Here is an 11,236-nt window from a genome sequence, read left to right as displayed (position 1 = left end):
TCCGTACCCCCCGCCCCCGCCCACGCCCCCACCACCGGCCCCTCCCTCGGCGACTGGCTGCGCACCCCGCGACCCGACGCCGGTCCCGGCATCTGGGCGTACGGGCATGTGCCGCGCCCGGCAGAGGAGCCCGAGCGCATCCCCGGCCGCCAGCTCGTCAGCGGCGCGCTGATCTCCCTCCTCACCGCCCTCCTCATCTGGTCGCTCTGCTGGAACGGCTACATCAGCTTCTGGCTCTGGCCGCTCTTCTGGTTCACGCCCGAATCCTGGCGCGAGGACGGCGGCAACATGGCGTACGTCTGGGTGACGTACCTCTACTACGCACTGTTCGCCCTGCTCCTCGCCGTCGCCTTCGGCCGCATGGGCCGCTGGGCCGAGGTCGTACGCCGCTACCTCCTCCCGAAGCCCCGCCCTGCCGCCCCTGCGGCCGCCCCCCGCTCCGCCCCCGACCCCGCGGAGTGGCCCGAGCTGCTCAATGCCGGACAGTCCGAGGCCGCCGCACGCCTCGCGCAAGAGGTGCGCTCCGGGCGCATGAACGACGTCGACTACGCCCGTATCCGCCGCGCCTGGCAGTCCGTCCAGGCCGACCCCTCCCGGCTCGCCGCCTTCACCGACACCGTCCTGCGCAACGGCGCCGCCGCGTGCACCCACCCCTCCGGCGCGCGCGACCTGCCCCTGCGCGCCGCATCGCACGACCTGTACGGCCGCCAGGTCAGACTCGGCACAGTCCACCCCGGCGAGCGCAACCCGTACGCCCGCCGCGGCACCGGCCTCGCCCTTGACCCGCACATCCTCGGCACCTCGCTGCTCGCCGTCGGCCCGCCCGGCACGGGCAAGACGACCCACCTCGTACGGCCCGTCGTCGAGTCGCTCGCCCTCCAGGCGCTCGCGGGCCAGGCCGCCGTCATCGCCGTCGGGGCGGTCGGCGCGCAACTCGGCCCCGACGACGCGTACGACGTCGTCGTCAAGCTCGGCGACCCCGCGTCCGTCTACGACCTCGACCTGTACGGCGGCACCACCGACCCCGACGAGGCCGCCGCCGTCCTCGCCGAGGGCTTCGTCGGCGACCTCCCCGACGTCGACAGCCGCCGCGCCGCCACGGCCCTGGCGCAGCTCCTCGGCCCGTACCGTGCCGCCTACGGGCGCTTCCCCTCCGTACCGGAACTGCGCGAGCTCCTCGACGGCGTACCCACCGCGCTCGCCGCGCTGCGCGAGGCGCTCGACGACGGATCGCAGTACGCCCTCCAGCGCGAACTCGACGCGCGCGCCCGGCAGTCCGGGACGGCGGGCGACCCCGGCATCGCTCTGGCCGACCGTGTGGCGCTTCTCGACCGGCCCGCTTTCGCTTCGTTCTTCGACACGAGCGGCAAGGCGCGGCCCTTCTCGCTGCGCTCCCTCGAACACCCGCTGCGCGTCCGCATCGACCTGCCCGAACGCGGTCACGCCGAAGCCTCCCGGATGCTCGCACGTCTCGTCCTCGCCCAGTTCACGGCGAGCGCCGCGCACCGCGGAGACCGGTCGCTGTTCGCCTGCCTCGTCCTGGACGACGCCACACGTGCGATCACTACCGAGACTGTGCGCGGCATCCAGCGGCTCCGCTCCGCCAACGCGGGCGCGGTGCTTACGCTGCGTTCGCTCGACGACGTACCGGAGAACTTGCACTCCGCGCTGCTCGGCGCGGTCGGGTGCCGGATGGCGTTCTCGGGGGTGACGACATGGGACGGCAAGCGGTTCGCCGAGGCGTGGGGCACGGAGTGGGTCGAGACGCGTGATGTGACGAGCCGGACCGTCTTCGCCGACCAGCCGCTGACGCGGGCATTTCATGTCTTCCGGCGGATCGTCACGGGCAAGGCCGTCACGACGGACGCCGTGACCGTACGGAGGGTCGAGCGCGAGCGGTGGTCCGCCTCCGACCTGGCGCACTCCGTGCCCGCCGGGCACGCCGTCCTCTCGCTGACCACGGTGCGCGGGGAGCACGCTCCACCGCTGCTCGTCGACCTTCGGAGCTGACAGGGGGCGGAGGACCCTTACGTCCTGGCAGAATTGGTGGCAGTCGTTCGTACGGGACGGCAAAAACCTCCGTCCTAAGGTCTTACGGTCCCATGCCGCCTACTCTCGCCTCGCTCGTCCACCACTCGGCGCTCAAGCTCACCGTGCGCGCCGGGGAGGACCGGCTGGAGACGCCGGTGCGCTGGGCCCACGCCAGTGAGCTCGCCGACCCCGTGCCGTACATGGAGGGCGGAGAGCTTCTGCTCGTCACCGCCATGACGCTCGACGCCGAGGATCCGGAGGCCATGCGCCGGTACGTACGGCGGCTGGCCGGCGCCGGGGTCGTCGGGCTCGGCTTCGCCGTCGGCGTCAACTACGACGAAATCCCGCAGGCGCTCGTCGACGCCGCGCAGGAGGAGAACCTGCCGCTCCTCGAAGTGCCGCGGCGTACGCCCTTCCTCGCCATCAGCAAGGCCGTCTCCGCCGCGAACGCCGCCGACCAGTACCGGGCCGTCACCGCCGGTTTCGAGGCGCAGCGCGAGCTGACGAAAGCGGCGCTGTCGGGGGACGGGCCGAAGGATCTGCTGGCCCGCCTCGCGTCCCACGTGAACGGGTGGGCGGCGCTGTACGACGTCTCCGGCGCCGTCGTCGCCGCCGCGCCCGACTGGGCCGCGCGCCGTGCCGCCCGGATCACCGCCGACGTCGAACGACTGCGGGAGCGGCCCGCGCCCGCGAGCTCCGTCGTCGGCGGCGGCGGTGCCGACACCGACCCCGAGGCGGACGACCGCGTCGAGCTCCAGTCGCTGGGCGCGGGGCGGCGCGTACGGGGCGTACTGGCCGTCGGTACGGGCGCCCCGCTGGGCACCGCCGAGCGGTACGCCGTGCACTCCGCGATCGCGCTGCTGACGCTGACGACGGAACGGTCGCGCTCGCTGCAGGCGGCGGAGCAGCGGCTGGGCGCGGCGGTGCTGCGGATGCTGCTGGCGGGCGAACCCGACCACGCGCGCGCCGTCGCCGGCGATCTGTACGGTGCGCTGCTGGACGCCCCCTTCCGCCTCCTCATCGCCGAACCCACCGTCCCCGAGGCGGAGGGCGCACCTGTGGAGGCCGACCCGCTCCAGGCCCTCGCCGACGCGATGGAGTCCGCGGCGCTGCGGGCGGGGGAGCCGGTGCTGGTCGTGCCGGACGGCGACCGCCTGGTGGTGCTCGCGGCGGACGGGGGCGACGCGGTGCAAGCCTGTCTCGCCCATACGGAGGCCCGGCGCGGTGCGTCGGCGCGGCCGCACGAGCCGGCCGACGAGGACGAGATGGTGGTCGGCCTTTCCGCTCCGGCGGGCCCGATCGCGGCCGTCTCGGCGTACAAGCAGGCGGAACAGGCCCTGTCCGTCGCCCGTCGGCGCGGCCGCGCGCTGGTCGAGCACGAAGAACTCGCCGCAGGCTCTGTCATGCAGCTGCTGGCGGACGACGCGGTGCGCTCGTTCGCGGACGGGATGCTGAGGGCACTCCACGAACACGACGCGACGGGCCGGGGCGACCTGGTCGCATCGCTGCGCGCGTGGCTCTCCCGCCACGGCCAGTGGGACGCGGCGGCGGCAGACCTGGGCGTCCACCGCCACACGCTGCGCTACCGGATGCGCAGGGTGGAAGAAATCCTGGGCCGCTCGCTGGACGATGCGGACGTGAGGATGGAGCTGTGGCTGGCGCTGAAGGCGACGGGGACGGGCGCGAGCTGATCGGGCGGGGGCCGTCGCCTACGGCGGGCTTGTTCCCCTACTGCGCCGCAGGCAACTCGCACCCGACACCGCCCGCCCGCCCGCACCCCACCGCCACCCGAGCCGCCCCCCTAACCCCCCGCCTCCTCCAAACCGGCACCCCCGCGCTCGCAGACACTCCACCCCGGACAAACGCCCAGCCCGGCCCCCGGCCCTACCGTGGTGGGTAGACAACCCCACCCCCTCGGAAGGGCCGGAACCGACATGACTTCCACCCACGCCTTCTGGCTCGCCGGCCGCCAGGCCACCGGCGAGGACGTCTTCGACGTCACCTCCCCCTGGGACGGCCGCCTTGTCGGCAAGGTCTCCGTTCCCACCGACGCCCAGGTCGAAGAGGCCGTCGCGGCCGCGCACGCCGTGGAGGGCGAGTTCGCCGCGACCCCCGCGCACGTACGTGCCGCCGCGCTCGACCACGTCAGCAAGCGCCTCGTCGAGCGCACCGAGGAGATCGCGCAGCTGATCTCCGCCGAGAACGGCAAGCCCATCAAGTGGGCCCGCGGTGAAGTCGGCCGCGCCGTCTCCGTGTTCCGGTTCGCCGCAGAGGAAGCGCGCCGCTTCAACGGCGGCGAGTCCCAGCGCCTCGACACCGACGCCGGCGGCGTCGGCCGCCTCGCGCTGACGCGCCGCTTCCCCCGCGGCACCGTCCTCGGCATCGCGCCGTTCAACTTCCCGCTGAACCTGTGCGCCCACAAGGTCGCCCCGGCCATCGCCGTCGGTGCCCCGATCATCCTGAAGCCGGCGCCCGCGACGCCCCTGTCCGGTCTGATCCTGGGCGAGCTGCTCGCCGAGACGGACCTGCCGGCCGGTTCGTGGTCGGTGCTGCCGGTCGCCAACGACCGTATGCCCGCGCTGGTCAAGGACGAGCGTCTGCCCGTCATCTCCTTCACCGGGTCCGACAAGGTCGGTTACGCGATCATGGACTCCGTGCCGCGCAAGCACTGCACCCTGGAGCTCGGGGGCAACGGCGCGGCCGTCGTCCTCGACGACTACGCCTCCGAGAAGGACCTGGACTGGGCGGCGACCCGTATCGCCACCTTCTCCAACTACCAGGGCGGCCAGTCCTGCATCTCCGTGCAGCGCGTGATCGCCGACGCGTCCGTGTACGACCGGCTCGTGCCGAAGATCGTCGCGGCCGTCGAGGCCCAGGTCACCGGTGACCCGTCCGAGGCCGGCACCGACGTCGGCCCGCTGGTCAGCGAGGACGCCGCCAAGCGTGTCGAGTCGTGGGTCGACGAGGCCGTCGGCGCCGGTGCGAAGCTGCTCGCGGGCGGCAAGCGCGACGGCGCCGCGTACGCCCCGACCGTCCTCGCCGACGTCCCGGCCGACGTCACGATCTCCTGCGAGGAGGTCTTCGGCCCCGTCCTGACGGTCCGTAAGGTCGACGGCGAGGCCGAGGCGTTCGCCGCGGTCAACGACTCCAAGTACGGCCTCCAGGCGGGCGTGTTCACGCACGACCTGAAGACCGCCTTCCGCGCCCACCGCGGGCTGGAGGTCGGCGGCGTGATCGTCGGCGACGTCCCGTCGTACCGCGCGGACCAGATGCCGTACGGCGGCGTCAAGCAGTCCGGCATCGGCCGTGAGGGAGTCCAGTACGCGATGGACGACTACACGTACGAGCGCGTCATGGTCTTCACCGGCCTCGCCCTCTGACGTCTCAGCCGACGTACGGCCCAAGAACCACGGCCGGAGCCCACTGTGCGGGGGCTCCGGCCGTGTCTTGTGTACGAAGCGGTGTCCTGCGTACGAAGTCGTGGCTTATGTACGAACGAGTGCGCCAGGACTGGTGGGAATGCCAGGAATCGGGTACATACGGACGAGTAAAACCGGTCGGTAATGCGGTCGGCCGGGACCATGCCCATGCTCGTGTTCATGTCCGTGCCCCGACTCGCGGCGAGGTGAGCTCCTCATGTCCGCACAGCCCGCTGAATCCGTACAGCCCGCAGAACCCGCACGACCAGCGCAGCAGCAGCCCAAGGTCTCGGAGCGCGAAGCGCGCCGGGTGGCCGAGGCCGCGCGCGAACAGGACTGGCGGAAGCCGAGTTTCGCCAAGGAACTCTTCCTCGGCCGTTTCCGGCTCGACCTCATCCACCCGCACCCGATGCCGCCGCCGGACGATGCCAGGCGCGGCGAGGAGTTCCTCGCCAAGCTGCGCGTGTTCTGCGAGGCGAAGATCGACAGTGCGCAGATCGAGCGCGAGGCGAAGATCCCCGACGAGGTGATCAACGGCCTCAAGGAACTCGGCGCGCTCGGCATGAAGATCGACACGAAGTACGGCGGCCTCGGCCTCACCCAGGTGTACTACAACAAGGCCCTGGCTCTCGTCGGCTCGGCGAACCCGTCCATCGGCGCCCTGCTCTCCGCCCATCAGTCGATCGGCGTACCGCAGCCCCTCAAACTCTTCGGCACGCAGGAGCAGAAGGACGCCTTCCTCCCGCGCCTGGCCCGCAGCGCCATCTCTGCCTTCCTCCTCACCGAACCGGACGTCGGCTCGGACCCGGCCCGCCTCGCGACCACCGCCGTGCCGGACGGCGACTCGTACGTCATGGACGGCGTGAAGCTCTGGACGACGAACGGCGTCGTCGCCGACCTGCTGGTCGTCATGGCCCGCGTGCCCAAGTCGGAGGGCCACAAGGGCGGCATCACCGCCTTCGTGGTGGAGGCGGACGCCCCGGGCATCACCGTCGAGAACCGCAACGCCTTCATGGGCCTGCGCGGCCTGGAGAACGGTGTCACCCGCTTCCACCAGGTACGGGTCCCTGCCGCGAACCGCATCGGCCCCGAGGGCGCCGGCCTCAAGATCGCCCTCACCACGCTCAACACCGGCCGCCTCTCCCTCCCGGCGATGTGCGTCGGCGCGGGGAAGTGGTGCCTGAAGATCGCCCGCGAGTGGTCCTCGGTCCGCGAGCAGTGGGGCAAGCCGGTGGCGCTGCACGAGGCGGTGGGCTCGAAGATCTCCTTCATCGCCGCTACGACCTTCGCCCTCGAAGCGGTCCTGGACCTGTCGTCCCAGATGGCCGACGAGGACCGCAACGACATCCGTATCGAAGCGGCCCTGGCCAAGCTGTACGGCAGCGAAATGGCCTGCCTGATGGCCGACGAACTCGTCCAGATCCGCGGCGGCCGGGGCTTCGAGACCGCGGAATCCCTGGCGGCGCGCGGCGAGCGGGCCGTCCCCGCCGAACAGATCCTCCGCGACCTGCGCATCAACCGCATCTTCGAAGGCTCGACGGAAATCATGCACCTCCTGATCGCCCGCGAGGCGGTCGACGCCCACCTGAAGGTCGCCGGCGACATCATCGACCCGGAGAAGCCGCTGTCGGCCAAGGCGAAGGCGGGCGCGAACGCGGCAGGCTTCTACGCCCGCTGGCTGCCCAAGCTCGTCACTGGCCCCGGCCAACTCCCGCGTTCGTACGCCGAGTTCCACCCGTCGGGCCACCCCGACCTCTCCGCCCACCTCCGCTACACGGAACGCACCGCCCGCAAACTCGCCCGCTCCACCTTCTACGCCATGTCGCGCTGGCAGGGGCGCATGGAGACGAAGCAGGGCTTCCTCGGCCGGATCGTCGACATCGGCGCTGAGCTCTTCGCGATGAGCGCCGCCTGCGTACGCGCCGAACTCCTGCGCACGACCTCGGACCACGGCCGCGAGGCATACCAACTGGCCGACGTCTTCTGCCGCCAGTCCCGCATCCGCGTCGAGGAACTCTTCACGCGCCTGTGGACCAACACCGACGACCTCGACAACAAGGTCGTCAAGGGCGTCCTGTCCGGTACGTACACCTGGCTGGAGGAAGGCATCATCGACCCGAGCGGCGAGGGCCCCTGGATCGCCGAAGCGAATCCCGGCCCCTCGCAGAAGGAAAACGTCCACCGCCCGATCCGCTGACGCGCGGCGCAGTACCGGAGGACGGACGGAGGGGCAGGTGGCCACGAGGCCGCCTGCCCCTGTGGCCGTCCAAAGCGCGGAACAGTCGGCGGGCCGGTGTCCCCGCCCGGCAGGATGTACGTCCGTGACCGTCGTAGACATTCCCGGATCCAAGTCCGTCACCGCGCGCGCCCTCTTCCTCGCCGCCGCGGCCGCCGGAACCACCACCCTGCTGCGCCCGCTGCGCTCGGACGACACCGAGGGCTTCGCCGAGGGGCTCGGCCGTCTCGGGTACCGGCTGGAGCGCGAGGCCGGTGCCTGGCGCGTCGAGGGGCGGCCGTCAGGGCCCGCCGTCGACGAGGCCGACGTCTACTGCCGCGACGGCGCCACCACCGCCCGCTTCCTGCCCACCCTTGCGGCGGCCGGCGCCTCCGGTACGTATCGTTTCGACGCATCCCCGCAGATGCGCCGCCGCCCCCTCGCCCCGCTCACCGAGGCACTACGTACGCTCGGCGTCGACCTGCGCCACGAGGAGGCGGAGGGCCACCACCCGCTGCGCATCACCGCCGCCGGTATCAAGGGCGGCGAACTGACCCTGGACGCAGGGGAGTCGTCGCAGTACCTGACCGCGCTGCTGATGCTCGGCCCGCTCACGGCAGAGGGCCTGCGCATCGACGTCACGGACCTCGTCTCGGCGCCGTACGTCGAGATCACGCTCGCGATGATGCGCAGCTTCGGCGCCGAAGTGACGCGGGAGGGCAACACCTTCGACGTACGGCCCGGCGGCTACCGCGCGACGACGTACGCCGTCGAACCGGACGCGTCGACCGCCAGCTACTTCTTCGCCGCCGCAGCGGTGTCGCCGGGCCGCGAAGTCACCGTCCCCGGGCTCGGCACGGGCGCGCTCCAGGGCGACCTGCGCTTCGTCGACGTACTGGAACAGATGGGCGCCGATGTCCGTATCACCGCCGACAGCACCACGGTCCGCGGCACAGGCATGCTCAAGGGCCTCACCGTCAACATGCGCGACATCTCCGACACGATGCCGACACTGGCGGCCATCGCGCCGTACGCCGACGCCCCCGTCCGTATCGAGGACGTCGCCAACACTCGCGTGAAGGAGTGCGACCGGCTGGAGGCCTGCGCGGAGAACCTGCGCTCGATGGGCGTCACGGTCGCCACGGGCCCCGACTGGATCGAGATCGGGCCCGGCACGCCCCGCCCCACCGAGATCGCGACGCACGGCGACCACCGCATGGCGATGTCGTTCGCGGTGACGTCACTGCACACCGCGCCCGGCATGACCTTCGACGACCCCGGATGCGTACGGAAGACCTTCCCGGACTTCCACGAGGCCTTCGCGGCGCTTCAGCGAACCTGGTAGCGCTCGACGCAGACGCCGCCCACTCCCATGCACCACAATCGACCCTTCACTTACGCATCAACAGAACCAGGGGCCAGCGATGTTCTGGGCGGGCAAGCAGATGTTCTGGGCGGGCAAGCAGATGTTCTGGGCGGGCAAGCAGGGGAAGCTGGGCAAGCTGCGGGCGCGGCGGCAGGGTGCGGCCGTCGCCGTGGCCGGAGTCGTGTTCGCGGGGGCGGTCGCGTGCGGCGGCAGTGACAGCGGCACCGACAAGGGCGGCAAGAACGACGGGAAGCCGGACGGCACACCCACTGCCAGTGCCGGCAAGGCCGCGAGCGGGCCCAAGCCGCTCACCGAGGCCCAGCTCACCGCCGCCGCGTTCACCGACGGCGAGACCGTCGGCAAGTACACCGCCTCCGAGTTCACCCTCGGCGGGCCCAACGGCGAGGAATACACCGCCGACCCCGCCGTCTGCCAGCCCCTCGTCAGCCTCGCCGGCGAAGTCACCGACTACGAACTCAGGACCGAGGTCAACCGCCGGGTCGACGTCCCCGACGAAATGCTCGGCCTGACCGTCTCCGTCCAGCTCCGCTCGTACGCGAACGGCGACGCCGCCCGCGTCATGAAGGACGTCGCCGAGGCCGGCAAGGAGTGCGCCGACGGGTTCACCGAGGAGCGGGCCATCGCGAAGGGCAAGTACCTCAAGGTCGAGCCCGTCAAGGCGCCCGACTTCGGCGAGGGAGCGGACGAGGCGAGGGCGTACCACTTCACGATTCTCGACGTGAAGGGGAAGCTGAAGCTCCACGAGTACCTGACGGTCGTACGCGCCGGTTCGGCCACCCTCTCCTTCCGCGGCGAGATCATCGACACCAAGGACATCGGGGGAGTGCCGAAGGAGGTCCTGGACGCCCAGTGGGAGAAGTTCGAGGCCGCGGTCGGCACCAAATGATCAGCGGGCTGTCCCTGCTCCTGCGGGACGTGCCGAGCGCCGTCGTCCCCGCACTGCTGGACCGGCTCGACGCCAGGCAGCGGTACGAACTCCTCGCCCTGTACCCGCCGGTGCCGCAGACCGTGAACCACGTGCTGTCCCAAGGCGGCAGCCCCCGCGACCGCGTCGCCCTCGCGCGCAACCGGTACAGCGACCGCGCGCTGCTGCTGAGGCTGATGCAGTGCGGGGAGTACGAGGTCGACCGATCGGTCTACTTCCACCGCCGGACCACAGGCGCGATGCGGCGGTCCATCGCCCCCGCCCCGCAGGAGCCCGTGCTCGCCACGCGTGAGCTCGTAGAGCTGCTCAGGGGCCATCAGCGGGTCCGGCACGCCCTGCGCATCCTGGACCGGCCGCACGTCCTCGACCCGCACGTGCTGCTGAGCGAGCATCGCCGCCGGCCGCTGCCGCCCGGCGCCGTCGAGGCGCTCGTCCTGAGCGGCGAGTGCCCACGCGAAGCCGTGCTCGCACTGCTCGACACCCGCGGCACGCGCACGTACGGCCGCTGGTGGTACCGGCCGACCGTACGTGCCGTACGCACCGGCGCGATCACTCCCGCCGAACTCGTCCGCCACATGGCCCCCGCCCACCGCACCCTCCTCCTCCCCACCGTCCAGATACGCGGCGGGCTCCGCTTCAACGAGGCGGAGGCAGCCGCCGTACGGGAGGCGACGGGCCATGTCCTGCACCCTGTCCTCGCCGACCGGATCGAGGACTGGACCGACTTCGGGCGCCGCGCCCACACCTTCGAAGGCACGCTGCCCGAACTGGCGGCGGCCACCGGGCACATCAGCACGGGCGGCCCCGGGATCGAGGGCCTGAGCAGCGCCCTCCTGGACGCCCTGCCCGTACGCCGCGAACCGTGCCGGGACCCCCTCGCGCGGGCCGACGCGCTCAAGGCCCTCGCCCGGCTCGACACGGACAGCCGGCCCCAGTACCACCTGCGCAAACAGGCTCTGGCGGACGGGCTGCTGACGGGCGACGACATCGTGCTGCACGGCGCGCCCGCCCGCGCTGCCATCGACGAGAAATGCTGGCTCGGCCATCTCGAACACTTCGACCGGCCGCAAGCCGTCGCCGCCGCCCGCACCCGCACCGCCGAGCTCGCCCGCGCCGCGCTGGGCGAGGATCCGGAGGCATGGTGGGCCGTGGCCCGGCGGCTGCCGAAATTCGAAGGTACGTTCCCGGAGTTGCTCGGCCAGGGCTTCCGCGGGGACTCGCTGTCCGCCTGGTGAGCCATTGCGGCAACAATGGGGGGC

At 72.0% G+C, this 11,236-nt stretch carries 7 protein-coding genes; all 7 read left to right on the top strand.

The genetic code is table 11. The annotated features are described in order from the left end of the window. The coding region (locus J7I98_RS02855) for an ATP-binding protein (protein WP_214916087.1) at positions 1–2,010 on the top strand (2,010 nt) is incomplete at its 5' end. A gap of 92 nt (positions 2,011–2,102) precedes the next feature. Next, on the top strand, positions 2,103–3,722 hold the full coding sequence (locus J7I98_RS02850; RefSeq protein ID WP_214916084.1) for a PucR family transcriptional regulator: 1,620 nt from the start codon (positions 2,103–2,105) through the stop codon (positions 3,720–3,722). 243 nt (positions 3,723–3,965) lie between these two features. Then, positions 3,966–5,411, top strand: coding sequence for an aldehyde dehydrogenase family protein (locus tag J7I98_RS02845; protein ID WP_214916081.1), 1,446 nt, complete (start codon positions 3,966–3,968; stop codon positions 5,409–5,411). Between the two features lie 256 nt (positions 5,412–5,667). Further along, complete coding sequence (locus tag J7I98_RS02840; protein WP_214916078.1) at positions 5,668–7,647, top strand: acyl-CoA dehydrogenase family protein; 1,980 nt, start codon at positions 5,668–5,670, stop codon at positions 7,645–7,647. A 124-nt stretch (positions 7,648–7,771) separates the two neighbouring features. Next, entirely contained in the window at positions 7,772–9,010 is a 1,239-nt protein-coding gene (gene aroA / locus J7I98_RS02835; protein WP_214916063.1) for a 3-phosphoshikimate 1-carboxyvinyltransferase, read from the top strand. A 79-nt stretch (positions 9,011–9,089) separates the two neighbouring features. Continuing rightward, positions 9,090–9,938 carry a hypothetical protein gene (locus tag J7I98_RS02830; protein ID WP_214916061.1) on the top strand — a complete coding sequence of 283 codons (849 nt, stop codon included), beginning with the start codon at positions 9,090–9,092 and terminating at the stop codon, positions 9,936–9,938. Next, positions 9,935–11,212: a hypothetical protein gene (locus tag J7I98_RS02825; protein WP_214916058.1), complete on the top strand. Its 1,278-nt coding sequence runs from the start codon at positions 9,935–9,937 to the stop codon at positions 11,210–11,212. The genes J7I98_RS02830 and J7I98_RS02825 overlap by 4 nt, the downstream gene beginning before the upstream one ends. The last annotated feature ends 24 nt before the right edge of the window (positions 11,213–11,236 follow it).

The sequence above is a fragment of the Streptomyces sp. ISL-98 genome (assembly GCF_018614055.1).
GTDB classification, from domain to species: Bacteria; Actinomycetota; Actinomycetes; order Streptomycetales; family Streptomycetaceae; genus Streptomyces; species Streptomyces spiramyceticus.
The sequence above is the reverse complement of the archived record's forward strand: the minus strand, read 5'-3'. Positions and strand labels throughout refer to the sequence as shown.

Coding starts and splice junctions, on each gene's coding strand:
- J7I98_RS02850 (WP_214916084.1), top strand. CDS start 2,103: ATGCCGCCTACTCTCGCCTCGCTCGTCCACCACTCGGCGCTCAAGCTC.
- J7I98_RS02845 (WP_214916081.1), top strand. CDS start 3,966: ATGACTTCCACCCACGCCTTCTGGCTCGCCGGCCGCCAGGCCACCGGC.
- J7I98_RS02840 (WP_214916078.1), top strand. CDS start 5,668: ATGTCCGCACAGCCCGCTGAATCCGTACAGCCCGCAGAACCCGCACGA.
- J7I98_RS02830 (WP_214916061.1), top strand. CDS start 9,090: ATGTTCTGGGCGGGCAAGCAGATGTTCTGGGCGGGCAAGCAGATGTTC.
- J7I98_RS02825 (WP_214916058.1), top strand. CDS start 9,935: ATGATCAGCGGGCTGTCCCTGCTCCTGCGGGACGTGCCGAGCGCCGTC.